Origin of the sequence: Aeromonas sp. 75A, assembly GCF_051919425.1 — a bacterium.
Lineage (GTDB): Bacteria > Pseudomonadota > Gammaproteobacteria > Enterobacterales > Aeromonadaceae > Aeromonas > Aeromonas veronii.
This window is the reverse complement of sequence record NZ_JBQBES010000003.1, coordinates 33,390-45,907: the sequence shown is the minus strand read 5'-3', so window position 1 is coordinate 45,907 and position 12,518 is coordinate 33,390. Positions and strand designations below refer to the sequence as shown.

At 59.7% G+C, this 12,518-nt stretch carries 8 protein-coding genes and 4 pseudogenes; 7 read left to right on the top strand and 5 right to left on the bottom strand.

Features of this window, described 5'->3' with window-relative positions:
• Positions 1–445 (top strand): annotated as a pseudogene (locus ACTG2T_RS21940) (HDOD domain-containing protein); the annotation flags it as partial.
• A 127-nt stretch (positions 446–572) separates the two neighbouring features.
• Entirely contained in the window at positions 573–1,067 is a 495-nt protein-coding gene (locus ACTG2T_RS21935) for a GNAT family N-acetyltransferase (RefSeq protein ID WP_439973827.1), read from the top strand.
• 155 nt (positions 1,068–1,222) lie between these two features.
• Here the strand turns inward: ACTG2T_RS21935 and ACTG2T_RS21930 are convergent, their stop codons facing one another.
• A complete protein-coding gene (locus tag ACTG2T_RS21930; protein WP_005340085.1) occupies positions 1,223–1,399 on the bottom strand; it encodes a hypothetical protein in 177 nt (58 codons plus the stop codon).
• Positions 1,400–1,905: 506 nt separating this feature from the next.
• A pseudogene (locus tag ACTG2T_RS21925) lies at positions 1,906–2,409 on the bottom strand (cation:proton antiporter domain-containing protein); the annotation flags it as partial.
• Between the two features lie 5 nt (positions 2,410–2,414).
• Between ACTG2T_RS21925 and ACTG2T_RS21920 the strand changes: the two are divergent.
• The 5 genes and pseudogenes from ACTG2T_RS21920 to ACTG2T_RS21900 all read left to right on the top strand — a co-directional run.
• Positions 2,415–2,890 (top strand): annotated as a pseudogene (locus ACTG2T_RS21920) (2-oxoglutarate dehydrogenase E1 component); the annotation flags it as partial.
• A gap of 35 nt (positions 2,891–2,925) precedes the next feature.
• A pseudogene (odhB, locus tag ACTG2T_RS21915) lies at positions 2,926–4,035 on the top strand (2-oxoglutarate dehydrogenase complex dihydrolipoyllysine-residue succinyltransferase); the annotation flags it as partial.
• A gap of 20 nt (positions 4,036–4,055) precedes the next feature.
• Positions 4,056–5,219, top strand: coding sequence for an ADP-forming succinate--CoA ligase subunit beta (gene sucC, locus ACTG2T_RS21910; RefSeq protein WP_439973828.1), 1,164 nt, complete (start codon positions 4,056–4,058; stop codon positions 5,217–5,219).
• Entirely contained in the window at positions 5,219–6,091 is an 873-nt protein-coding gene (gene sucD, locus ACTG2T_RS21905) for a succinate--CoA ligase subunit alpha (RefSeq protein WP_005333542.1), read from the top strand. The genes sucC and sucD overlap by 1 nt, the downstream gene beginning before the upstream one ends.
• 277 nt (positions 6,092–6,368) lie before the next feature.
• The gene (locus ACTG2T_RS21900; RefSeq protein WP_330124393.1) at positions 6,369–7,859 is read left to right on the top strand and encodes an autotransporter outer membrane beta-barrel domain-containing protein; all 1,491 of its coding nucleotides are present in this window, start codon (positions 6,369–6,371) and stop codon (positions 7,857–7,859) included.
• 151 nt (positions 7,860–8,010) lie between these two features.
• Here ACTG2T_RS21900 and ACTG2T_RS21895 read toward each other — a convergent pair whose 3' ends face one another.
• From ACTG2T_RS21895 to ACTG2T_RS21885, 3 genes are read right to left on the bottom strand one after another with little or no spacing between them, the layout of a single operon-like run.
• Positions 8,011–9,417: an FAD-dependent oxidoreductase gene (locus tag ACTG2T_RS21895; RefSeq protein ID WP_330124392.1), complete on the bottom strand. Its 1,407-nt coding sequence runs from the start codon at positions 9,415–9,417 to the stop codon at positions 8,011–8,013.
• Positions 9,418–9,435: 18 nt separating this feature from the next.
• On the bottom strand, positions 9,436–11,172 hold the full coding sequence (locus ACTG2T_RS21890; protein ID WP_330124391.1) for a putative 2-aminoethylphosphonate ABC transporter permease subunit: 1,737 nt from the start codon (positions 11,170–11,172) through the stop codon (positions 9,436–9,438).
• Positions 11,169–12,263: a putative 2-aminoethylphosphonate ABC transporter ATP-binding protein gene (locus ACTG2T_RS21885; protein ID WP_110303836.1), complete on the bottom strand. Its 1,095-nt coding sequence runs from the start codon at positions 12,261–12,263 to the stop codon at positions 11,169–11,171. The genes ACTG2T_RS21890 and ACTG2T_RS21885 overlap by 4 nt, the downstream gene beginning before the upstream one ends.
• Between the last annotated feature and the right edge of the window lie 255 nt (positions 12,264–12,518).

Here is a 12,518-nt window from a genome sequence, read left to right as displayed (position 1 = left end):
GATGAAGGGGGATGAGGTCTTTACCTGCGCCCTGCTCTACGATCTTGGCCCACTGGTGATGCACGTAGGCCTGCCGGAAAACACAGTTCACCACATTCACGATCTGGAGTTGCACAAGGGGCGGGCCAGGCGGAAGAGCTGGTGGTTGGCTTCGAATGATGCCCCATGCTGGGGCGGCCATGGCACGCTACTGGAGTCTCCAGACCATCAGCAATGCGGTGGAGTATCACTACAACCCCATGCTGGCCAAGGAGTTCTCCGCCGAGGCCGGGTTGATCCATCTGGCGATCGTGCTGGCTGCGCAATCCGATGTGGGGGAAGAGGCGCCCCCGAGTGGCCCCACAAAGTGGCAGACGCGCTGGGGCTGAGCTGGGCCGATTGTGCCGCCCAGTTCACTGCGCTGCGCGAGCAGGGTAATGGCTATGCCGGGTTGCTGGCTGCCTGAGCCCGTTTATCCCATCTCATCAGGGGCCAGATGGCCCCTTTTTCATGGCCGATGGCTCCACAGGCTTGCCAGCCCGGGAGTGACGGGGCACTCTTTGCCCTTCACTTTCCGTTTGAGAGCCCTTGCCATGATTGCCTCCCGCCTGATCCTGCGCGAAATGATCGCCACCGACGCCCCCTTCATCCTTGAGCTGCTTAATGACGGCGACTTTTATCGTTACATCGGTGATCGGGGCATTCGCACCCTGGAGCAGGCGCAGGAGTATATCCAGCAGGGGCCGGCGGTCAGCTATGCCCGCTATGGTCACGGACTCTATCTGGTGGAGCGCAAAGAGGACGGTGTCAGCCTCGGTATCTGCGGTTTGATCAAGCGCGATACCCTGGAGCAGGTCGATATCGGTTACGCCTTCCTGCCGCAATATCGCGGTCAGGGCTACGCCATTGAAGCGGCGCAGGCCGCCCTTGCCGATGGCAAAAGCCGGTTGGGGAGCGGGCAGGTAGTTGCCATCGTCACTCCGGGCAACGAGCGATCCATCGGCCTGCTGGCCAAGTTGGGGCTGGTGCGCAGTCGGCTGGTCAAGCTGAGCGAAGATGCCGATGAGTGCCTGCTACTGGAGCAGTGATCAAGGTCAGAGAGCTGAAAAGCGAATGGCGAGGTGGCTGTCAGGCTGAGTGACAAGCAAGAGGCCGGGTCTGGCTAAAGGCGTGAGAGAGAAGCAAAGAGGCCGCCGTGAGTTGCGGCCTGTCTGCATCGGGCGCTGCCGGAGGGCAGGCAGGATCAGTTGAGGTCTTCGATGGAGAACTCGCCAGCGATACCATCACAGGAGATGGCGAAACCGCCGCTGAAGCGGGTGCTGAACTGGATCAGAAACGCATCATTGTCGTGCTCTTGCACAGGCAGGTTGATGGGCTTGCTGCGACGCAGGGGCTTGTGTGTTTGTACTGCTTTCATCATGGTATTTCTCTATATAAATTAGGTGTTTGCTCCTTGTATTGGCAAATGTCAGGTCAATGGGCGCGGTCGATTGGGTGAACGACAAGCGCGCAGGAATACCCAGCCCGGTTAAGGGGCGTCTGCACTTTCAAGGAATATGCTGATGCATAAATCAAATTGGGTGGGCAGATCGGGTCTGCACCGTGAGAGCCGGGCAACGCAGGCAGACAGCCTGACGGTTCTCAAGGCGAGTAAATCAGAAGAAGGTTATGCGGGTACTGGCAGGATTCATCGTGAGGTGAAGCATTGCAGGGTAAACATAAACAGGGCTGATTAACTAGCCGACGCGCATTCTCTCCTCGAAATGAATAAAAAGCAAACAATAATTTGCCGATGTTGAAGTCAGTACACTTTTCCTCTGTGTAATCAAGGTGCTATCAGCAGCAAATATTCGCAACTATCCGCCATAAAAAGAGGGCTCCCGACGGGAGCCCTCTCTCATTCTGCAATCAGCACAGTGGGCCGACTCAGTAGTCGCCACAGGCCTTCTTGGCAGCCGTGATCATCGGGGTGATGGTCATGCCTTGCACCACGATGGAGAACATCACCACCGAGTAGGTCATCACCAGGATGACCTGACGCAGATCGACGCCATGTTCCGGGATCATCATGACGCCGGAGGGGAGTGCCAGTGCCATCGCCATCGCCAGACCACCGCGCAGGCCACCCCAGGTGAGGATCCGTACCGAGAAGGTGTTGTAATTGCGGAATCGGCGGAAAGCCACATAGGGCAGCGACACGCTGATAAAGCGGGCACCCAGGCAGAGCGGCACCGCAATGACCAGCAGGATCCAGTCACGCCAGGCGAGATCCAGCAGTACCAGCGCCAGACCGATCAGCAGGAACAGCAGGGCGTTGAGGAACTGGTCCATCAACTCCCAGAAGTGATCCAGGTGATGGCTGCTCTGCTCGGAGAAGCCGGAGTGACGGGTCCAGTTGCCGATCATGATGCCGGTGACCACCGTCGTCATCCGCTATGACGCCCAAATCCCTGCTGCGCCATCCGCTGGCGGTGAGCAAGCTTGAAGAGCTGGCGGAAGGTACCTTCCAGAACGCCATCGGCGAGATCGATGCGCTGGATCCGAAAGCGGTCAAGCGGGTGGTCTTTCGCTCCGGCAAGGTCTACTACGACCTACTCGATGCCCGTCGCAAGGCCGAGCAGCAAGATGTGGCATTGGCTGGCCGAATTGAGCAGCTCTACCCCTTCCCGGAAGAGGAAGTGCGCGCCATTCTGGCCGATTACAGCCACGTCACCGACTTTGTCTGGTGTCAGGAAGAGCCGCAGAACCAGGGCGCCTGTACTGCACCCGTCACCACTACGATGGCGTGCTGCCAGCCGGAGCTACCCTGCGTTATGCCGGTCGCCCCGCGTCAGCCTCACCGGCCGTCGGTTACATGTCTGTCCACGCCAAGCAGCAAAAAGCCTTGGTGGAAGATGCCCTTACCCTGTAAAGCCTCTGGCATAGAAGTAAAAAGGAACTGATTGGATGACTATCGAAATCAAGGTACCGGACCTGCCGGAATCAGTGGCCGATGCCACTATCGCCACCTGGCACAAAAAACCGGGCGATCTGGTCGCCCGTGACGAAGTGCTGGTCGACATCGAGACCGACAAGGTGGTGCTGGAAGTGCCGGCACCGCAAGCCGGAGTGCTGGGGGATATTCTGCAAGGGGAAGGGGCGACTGTGTTGTCCCGTCAACTGATTGCCATCCTCATCGCCGCTCCGGTGGCGGGTGAAGAGACCAAAGAGAAACCCGCTGAAGCGGTTGCCGATGATGGTGCCGATGGCTTGAGCCCCTCGGTGCGCCGCCTGATTGGTGAGCACGATATCGACGTGACCAAGCTGACCGGTACCGGCAAGGGTGGTCGCATCACCAAGGATGATGTGGAAGCCTTCATCAAGGCCAAGAGCCAGCCTGCGGCAGCCGCACCGGTCGCAACTGCAGCCCCGGCAGCCAAGGTTGCCCCGCTGGGTGGTCGCACCGACAAGCGGGTACCGATGACCCGTCTGCGCAAGCGCATTGCCGAGCGTCTGCTGGAAGCGAAAAACACCACCGCCATGCTGACCACCTTCAACGAGGTCAACATGAAGCCCATCATGGATCTGCGCAAGCAGTACGGCGAGATCTTCGAGAAGAAGCACGGCATCAAGCTCGGCTTTATGTCCTTCTACGTGAAGGCGGTGGTGGAGTCCCTCAAGCGCTATCCGGAAGTGAACGCGGCGCTCGATGGTGATGACGTGGTTTACCACAATTACTTCGACGTCAGCATCGCCGTCTCCACCCCCCGTGGTCTGGTGACGCCGGTGCTGCGCGACTGCGACAACATGAGCCTGGCGGACATTGAGAAGGCCATCAAGGATTTCGGCGGGCAAGGGCCGTGACGGAAGCGACCCGCCAGGTCACCGACTGGCGGCAACTTCACCATCACCAACGGTGGCGTGTTCGGCTCCCTGACGTCCACCCCGATCATCAACCCGCCCCAGAGCGCCATTCTGGGCATGCACAAGATCGAGGATTGCCCGATGGCCGTTGCGAACAGCGGCAAGGTCGAGATCCTGCCGATGATGCATCCGGCGCTCTCCACGATCGCCAACTGTCTCATCGACGGACGCGAATCGGTAGGCTTCCTGGTCTCCGTCAAGGAGCTGCTGGATATGGCCTGCCGGTCTCCGAAGGTTATGCCTGTGCTACCCCACAAGAAGCGGCCGAAGCGGCCGACAAGATTGGCGGCAATACCTGGGTCGTCAAATGCCAGGTACACGCCGGTGGCCGCGGTAAAGCGGGCGGCGTGAAAGTGGCCAAGAGCAAGGATGAGATCCGTGCTTTTGCCCAAAACTGGCTTGGCAAAAATTTGGTGACCTACCAGACCGATGCCAACGGCCAGCCGGTCACCAAGATCCTGGTGGAATCTTGCACCGACATCGCCAAAGAGCTCTACCTGGGCGCCGTGGTTGACCGTGGCTCTCGCCGCGTGGTCTTCATGGCCTCGACCGAAGGTGGCGTGGATATCGAGAAGATTGCCCACGAAACCCCCCATCTGATCCACAAGGCGGCTATCGATCCGCTGGTGGGTCCGCAGGCTTATCAGGCCCGCGAACTGGCCTTCAAACTGGGTCTGGTCGGCGATCAGATCAAACAGTTCACCAAGATCTTCATGGGTCTGGGCCAAATGTTCCTGGATTGCGATTTCGCGCTGCTGGAGATCAACCCGCTGGTGATCACCGCGCAGGGCAACCTGCACTGCCTGGATGGCAAGATCAACATCGACGCCAACGCACTGTATCGTCAGCCCAAGCTGCGCGAGATGCACGACCCGTCACAAGATGACCCCCGCGAAGCGCACGCCGCACAGTGGGAGCTGAACTATGTGGCCCTCGATGGCAACATCGGCTGCATGGTCAACGGCGCGGGTCTGGCCATGGGCACCATGGACATCGTCAACCTGCACGGCGGCAAGCCGGCCAACTTCCTTGACGTCGGCGGCGGCGCCACCAAGGAGCGCGTAACCGAGGCGTTCAAGATCATCCTCTCCGACAGCAACGTCAAAGCGGTGCTGGTCAACATCTTTGGCGGCATCGTGCGCTGCGACATGATCGCGGAAGGCATTATCGGTGCGGTCAAGGAAGTGGGGGTCAAGGTGCCCGTCGTGGTCCGTCTGGAAGGCAACAACGCCGAGCTGGGTGGTATCAAGCTGGCCGAGAGCGGCCTCAACATCATTGCGGCCAAGAGTCTGACCGATGCCGCGCAGCAAGTCGTCAAAGCAGCGGAGGCCAACTGATGAGCGTACTGATCAACAAGGACACCCGAGTCATCTGCCAGGGCTTTACCGGCGGTCAGGGTACTTTCCACTCCGAGCAGGCGCTCTCCTACGGCACCCAGCTGGTGGGCGGCGTCTCCCCGGGTAAGGGCGGCACCACCCATCTGGGCCTGCCGGTGTTCAACACCGTACGTGACGCGGTCGAAGCGACCGGCGCCACCGCCTCCGTCATCTATGTGCCGGCTCCGTTCTGCAAGGACGCGATCCTGGAAGCGATCGACGCGGGCATCAAGCTCATCGTCACCATCACCGAAGGCATCCCGACGCTGGATATGCTGGACGTCAAAGTGAAGCTGCAAGAGACCGGCGTGCGGATGATCGGCCCCAACTGCCCGGGCGTGATCACCCCGGGTGAGTGCAAGATCGGCATCATGCCGGGCCACATCCACAAGCCGGGCAAGGTGGGCATCGTCTCCCGCTCCGGCACCCTGACCTACGAAGCGGTCAAGCAGACCACTGACGAGGGCTTTGGCCAGTCCACCTGTGTCGGTATCGGTGGCGACCCCATCCCGGGCTCCAACTTTATCGACATTCTGGAGATGTTCCAGAACGACCCGCAGACCGAAGCGATCGTGATGATCGGCGAGATCGGCGGCAACGCCGAGGAAGACGCAGCGGCCTATATCAAGGCCCACGTCACCAAGCCGGTGGTCTCCTATATCGCGGGTGTTACCGCCCCTCCCGGCAAGCGGATGGGCCACGCTGGCGCCATCATCTCCGGTGGCAAGGGTACTGCCGCCGAGAAGTTTGCCGCGCTGGAAGATGCTGGCGTGAAAACCGTCCGCTCCCTGGCCGATATCGGCAAGGCCCTGCGCGAAGTAACCGGCTGGTAATTCCTGTTAGCCCGTTATCTCTAATAAAAGTGCCGCCCGATGGGCGGCATTTTTTATGGGTTTTAAAGTGGTTTGATTTAATCAATCATCGCGATTCAGGCGCTAAACGAATTTTATTACAGGAGACCAGAAACAGTGTGGATACTAAAATAGTCTGCGATTTGAACTTGTCAGATTGATTTGTTCCTTTACCCATTGCATCGAGTGACCTGTTTGTGGGGAATGCTAAAAGTCATGCAAGGATGTCAGTGAGATAACGTAGTGTCAGGAGGACATAATGATTTCACGTATTTTGGGAATTGGCTGCCTTACCAGTATCTGCTTGCCAACAGCATGGGCGGCGGATTGCCCGAACAGGCAACCGGGGCAGCATCTAAAGTTTCTTGGGCGTTCGGCTGACAATTCGGTATCACTATGGCTTTCAAGTCCAGGTTCCGGGGGGAATTTTCGCCTCTCTGCTCCCGGGGTATCTGAAATCGATAGTTGGAATGCAAACCGCGCGTCGTTGCACCTGAGTGTCTCACCTGTAGTACTTGATGACCTTAACGGGACTCACAAACTGGATCTCCTCAATGCGGATGGTTCTTTCAACTGCTTCCTCGATTCGAGAAACCAGACCAATCCGGTATTTCCAAATATTCCCCCGATCGATGGGGGAGAGAGTAACGGTGGCACTGGTGGCGGAACCGGAGGTGGTGGCGGCAGCAATGGAGGAAGTGGTGGCGGAACCGGCGGTGGGGGGGGCGGCAATGGTGGAACTGGTGGCGGATCCGGCGGTGGGGATGGCAGCAATGGTGGTAGTGGTGGTGGCACCGGCGGTGGGAGTGACCCGATCCGCAATATTGTGACCAGTATCAGTGCAGATGCCTTGATGGGCTATTTGAGCGGCTCCCTCAGTATTTCAGATCGTGTCGTTGTCGGGCTTGACCAATTTGAAGATATTGCCAGTCAAAAGGGGTTGTGGCAGGTATGGACTGATGTACGCCATACCGGAGTCTCCGATGATCGTAACGAGATAGACACATCCGGACATGCCAACAGCTTTTTGATCGGTATACACAGATCCCTTGGTAAAGACGGGCTGGGCGGTATTGCATTTGCCAATAGCAAAACCTCTCTTGGCACGTTTGGCAGTTCGGTACGAAATGAGGGGGACAGCTTCTTTGTTGGGCCATATGGCGGCTATAGGCTAGATACGCACTGGCTGCTGGATGGCTGGGCTGCATGGGGACGAACTGATAACGATACCGAACTCGATGTACTTAAAGGGAGTTTCAAGACAACGACCGGGTTGATCTCAGCCAACCTGACCGGCGGCTACGATGTTGGTGAATATCTGCTGCGGCCCAAGCTTGCCCTCTTTTACAGTCACAATAAATCCGATGCGTTTGATTACACAGGCTCATTGCCTTATGCAAACCAGATTTATAACGTGACATTGCGGGTTAATGAAAACTCTTTTGAATATGCCACCAGTGAAGCATCAGGGGATATCAGTCGTATTTTCACCACAACCGATGGGGTTCAAATTATACCGGCCCTGCGTCTTGGGGTTCGTTATGATATTGAGCGTCCCAATGATGGTCAGATCCTGAATGAAAATCTGACAATGGAAAGTACGACCCCGTGGAGTGGATCTGCACGGATTGCACTGGCGGTAGCCCCTCAGCGTCATCAGCGTTTTGAAGTTATCACCGGTTATTACAGTATCGGGCGTCAGGACCTTGACCTCTGGGATATTAGATTTAACGCCGCAGTGAATTTTTAATTAGTGTTGTAACTATATATGTGCTGACCTTCTGGTCAGCACATTGTTATGGATGATTGCCGATGAAGATGTGGATAGCTCATCCACGATGAGGTCGCCTGAGAGGCCAAGCGTTAGAGCCTGGTGCAATATCAAGGTCAAGTGAAATAACTTATTTATCCGCCTTGCCCGCCGCATCGGCAAGTTTGGCCAGTTGTTTGTCATACCAGGCTACCGGGCGGTTCTCATCTTCCGCCCGCTCTTTGCGCCGGATGGCGTTGCGCACCGCCATGGCGCCCAGCCAGCGAAAGGGTTCGGGCGGAAAATAGCCGCGCGGGCCGCTGACCAGCGCACAGTCGCGCCACGGCTTGTCCTCTTCCCGCACTTCATCGCGCACCAAAGCCGCCAGGATCTGGCCACCCATCCAGCTTTGCGCCACTCCGTTGCCGGAGTAGCCGAGGCCATAGACGATATTGGGCTGCCCTCGCCAGTGGCCGAAGAAGGGGAGGCCATCTACCGAGCGGTCGGAGGCGCCGCACCAGCTGGCGGCGATGGGCACCTCTTTGAGCGCCGGAAAGAAGCGGCGCAGGGTGCGGGTGAGGGGGGCAAGATAACGGCTGGGGGCATCAAACTCGGCCAGATGGCGGTTGGCAAAGGCGAAGGTGTTGCCCCCCTTGCCCAGCATCAGCCGCCCTTGCGGGGTGGAGCGGTAGTAATGCACAAAGGTGCGGCCATCCACCACGGAGCGGCCGTGCGCAAGCTGCTGGGCGGCCAGTGCATCCGGCGCGGGGTCGGTGATCACCATATCGGAAGAGACCAGCACTATGCTGCGGCGAAACTCGCGAAAGTGCTGCACCATGGCGCTGTTGAGGGCCAGTACCACCTTGCGGGCACGCACCTCACCCTGCGGCGTTTGCACCCGTGCCGGCTGGCCCGCCTCAAGGCGCTGCATGGGGGAGTGCTCATAGACCTCGACCCCCAGCTCCCGCGCCACCCGCAGCAGGCCGCGCACCAACAGTGCCGGTTGCACCGAACCGGCGTGGGCGCTGTAGAGCCCCTCCAGATGAACGTGGGAGCCGCTCTGGCTCGCCAGTTCACCCTCCGCAATCGCCTGCCACTGGTTAAGGTCGGCTCGCTTGAGTTCCTGCAATACCGGCTCCATCAGGCCGCGCTGGGCCTCGCTGGTGGCTGTGTAGCAGGTGCCCTCGACCCTCAGCTGTGCCTCAATATTGTGCTGTTCGCAGAAGCGGGCGATCTCGTGCACCGCCTGCTCGGATCTTTGCACCAGCCAGGCAGCCTGATCTTCCCCAAAGAGACGCTTTAAGGTCAGGTACTTGGCCGACCAGGTGAGCAGGCAGCCGCCGTTGCGCCCGGAGGCGCCGCTGCCGCAGCGATCTTTTTCCAGCACTATGACGTGCAGGTGCGGTTCGGCCTGTTTAAGGGCGATGGCGCTCCACAGCCCGGTAAAGCCGCCACCGACGATGCAGACATCGGCCTCGTGGTTGCCGACCAGGGGGATGGGGGGCGCGGACTGTTCGGCGGCGAGCGCTTCGGCCAGCCAGAAGGGGAGAGTGGACATGATGACTCCTCGATAAGGTTATTGGTGGCGCCAGCGCTGGGTGCGATCCAGCAGGGCGCGGCTCAAAAAGAGCTGGAGCAGCTTGGCGGTGGCGGCGGCCAGCAGGATCAGGGTGGCCATGGCGGCGGCCGCGGCTGTATCGCCGGAATCCTCCATATTGAGTACGGCGATGGAGGCGAGCACGCTGTCGCTCGAATAGAGGAAGATCACCGCCGAGGTGGTGGTCATGGCGTTGACGAACAGATAGATAAAGATCTCCAAGATCGCTGGCAGGGAGGCGGGCAGGGTGACCCGCCAGAACGCCTTCCAGAGCGGAATGCGCAATGAGATGGCCACCAGCTCCAGCTCCTTGGGCAGTTGCTTGAGGCTGGTCAGCGCCGTCATATGGCCCACCGTGTAGTAGTGGATGACGCAGGAGAGCACCATCAGCGGCAGGGTGCCGTATAGGCCGCCAAAGAGCGGATTGCCGTTGAAAAAGAAGATGTAACCGAGCCCCAGCACCATGCCGGGCACCGCCAGCGACAGCATGGCGAGCAGATGCAGCAATTGGCGCAGCGGCGCGAAGTGGCGCCCCTTCTCCTGCGCCCAGGCCAGCACCATCACCAGCACGGTGCCGATCAGCGCGGTATAGAGGCCCAGTTGCAAGGTGTTGGTAAAGGGCTGCCAGCCATAGACGCTGTTGCTGTCAAAGGCATAGTGATCCAGCGTCAGAGCGAGGTTGTAGGGCCAGAACTGCACCAGGGATCCGTAAACCGCCATCCCCACCAGCGCCAGAAACAGCAGGGCCCAGAGCGTGCACCAACCGAGCGCCAGCAGATCCCGCAGCCGATGGGGTTTGGGCTGATAGGGCACCGCCTTGGTGCTGCTCTGCTCCTGCATCTTGCTGCGCACCCTGTGCTCCAGCGCAAAGCTCAACAGTGCCGGCAGCAGCAGGGTGACGCTGGCAACGGCGCCCAGCGAGAAGTTCTGCATTCCGATCACCTGCCGGTAGATATCGGTAGCGAGCACGCTGTACTGGCCGCCAATCACCTTGGCTACCCCAAAGTCGCAGATGGTAAGGGTGAAGACCGCGATGGCGGCGCTGAGCAGGCCATAACGGGCGGTAGGCAGGGTGACGGTGACAAAGGTGCGCCAGCCGCTGCTGCCCAGCACCCGGGAGGCTTCATAGAGGCGGGCATCGCTCTGGCCGAGCGCCGTGATAAGGATCATCAGGGCGTGGGGGAAGCACCAGAAGCCAAGGCCAATGACGATGCCGATGGGGCCGTAGATGCTCTCGCCGCCGAGCAGCCCCTTGGCGATCCCCTGATTGCCAAACCAGTAGACCAGACTGATGGCGGGCAACAGGGAGGGCATCAGGAGCGGGATCAAACCGATGAGGCGAAACAGGCTCTTGCCCGGCATACAGGTGCGGGTGAGGGCATAGGCGTAGCCAAAGGCGATGGTCACCACCAGCGCGGTGATCAGCACCCCGAGCCAGAGGGTGTTGCCGATGGTGCGCCCCAGATGAGGGGAGTCGAAGTAGGCGCTGAAGTTGGCAAGGCCCACCCAGAGGCCGTTCTCATCCTGCAGACTCTTTTGCAGCATGGTGAGCAGTGGCAGCAACAGACCGCCGGTGAGCAGGGCGATGCCGAGCACCAGCAGGATCAGTTGCAGCAGCTGATCCCGGCTCCAGCCGCGACAGAGCCGCTGCCAGCGAGAGTCTTGCCGGGCTGTCACTGGTGGCAGCAGGGAGGAGGTCGCAAGGGGGGCTGTCATGGGCGCTCTCCTTCAAACAGCTGCATCGCCCCGGCGGGCCAGTGCAGCGAGCAGCGCATGCCGCTGCGCCAGCCACCCTGTTCGTGGCGGGGCAGCTCATGGGTCGGGCGTTCCACCAGAATTTGCTGTGGGCCCAGATAGGTGTCGGCGGTACAGATAAGGCGCTGAGCGGCGCCGAGAAACTCCACCTGATCGATGGTTGCTTCAACGCCATGTTGCCCAAGATACGGCTCGCTCGGCGCACTCAGGGTGATTGCCTCGGGGCGGATCGCCACCTGCAATTTGCTGCCGGCCGCGGCCTGGTTGGCAAGTGTCAGCGGTTGTTCGTTGAGGCGCACCTGATTGGGGCTCAGCACCAGGGTCTCGAGGAAGTTCATGGTACCGACAAAGCTTGCCACGAAACGGCTGGCAGGCTGGTGGTAGATCTCCTGCGGAGTGCCCACCTGTACGATGCGGCCGCCCTCCATCACCACGATGCGATCGGCCATGGTCAGCGCCTCTTCCTGATCGTGGGTCACCATGATGGTGGTGATGCCAAGGCGCTGCTGCAGGGCGCGGATCTCGCTGCGAAGGTGGGTGCGTACCAGCGCATCCAGCGCGCTGAGCGGTTCGTCCAGCAGCAGCAGGCCGGGGGAGAGGGCGAGCGCCCGGGCCAGCGCCACCCGCTGCTGCTGGCCGCCAGAGATCTGGCTCGGGTATTTGTGGGACTGGGCAGTGAGATCCACCAGCCCCAGCCAGTGATCGACTCGCTCCTTGATGAGATCCCGCGCCAGCCCCTGATTCTCAAGGCCGAAGGCGATGTTCTGGGCCACCGTCAGGTTGGGGAAGAGAGCATAGGACTGAAACACGATGCCAAAATCGCGCTCCTGGGGCGGCAGGCGGGAGATATTGCGCCCTCCTTGCCAGATCTCGCCGTTGTCCGCTAGATCCAGCCCGGCGATGGCTCTGAGCAGGGTGGTTTTGCCGCAGCCGGAGGGGCCGAGAAAGCAGATAAACTCCCCCGGCTCAATGGTCAGAGAGATCCCCTTGAGGGCCTGAAAAGCACCGAACTGCTTGTTGAGATGTTGAATGTCCAGATAGGGCTGGGCCATGGTTCGACTCGCTACTGATTTGGTATATACCAGTTTGCATGTGAAGTGTGACGGTCAGGTGATCGGGGGATGACAGCTTGATGACAGTCAAATGAGATCGGGTCACCAGCAAGTGGTTGGGCCCTGTGTGGATGGACTAAGCATCGCTAATTGAAGGCAATACAAACTCGGGAAGTTAAAACCAAAAAGCGAAGGCCAACAGCTGTTGGCCTTCGACTGGCAGTTTATTGGCAGCGGTGTGTCTGGCGTGAACAA

What these genes read in the sequence shown, in the direction of transcription:
- ACTG2T_RS21935 (WP_439973827.1), top strand. Translation starts at nt 573, where the DNA reads ATGATTGCCTCCCGCCTGATCCTGCGCGAAATGATCGCCACCGACGCC.
- ACTG2T_RS21930 (WP_005340085.1), bottom strand. Translation starts at nt 1,399, where the DNA reads ATGATGAAAGCAGTACAAACACACAAGCCCCTGCGTCGCAGCAAGCCC.
- sucD (WP_005333542.1), top strand. Translation starts at nt 5,219, where the DNA reads ATGAGCGTACTGATCAACAAGGACACCCGAGTCATCTGCCAGGGCTTT.
- ACTG2T_RS21900 (WP_330124393.1), top strand. Translation starts at nt 6,369, where the DNA reads ATGATTTCACGTATTTTGGGAATTGGCTGCCTTACCAGTATCTGCTTG.
- ACTG2T_RS21895 (WP_330124392.1), bottom strand. Translation starts at nt 9,417, where the DNA reads ATGTCCACTCTCCCCTTCTGGCTGGCCGAAGCGCTCGCCGCCGAACAG.
- ACTG2T_RS21890 (WP_330124391.1), bottom strand. Translation starts at nt 11,172, where the DNA reads ATGACAGCCCCCCTTGCGACCTCCTCCCTGCTGCCACCAGTGACAGCC.
- ACTG2T_RS21885 (WP_110303836.1), bottom strand. Translation starts at nt 12,263, where the DNA reads ATGGCCCAGCCCTATCTGGACATTCAACATCTCAACAAGCAGTTCGGT.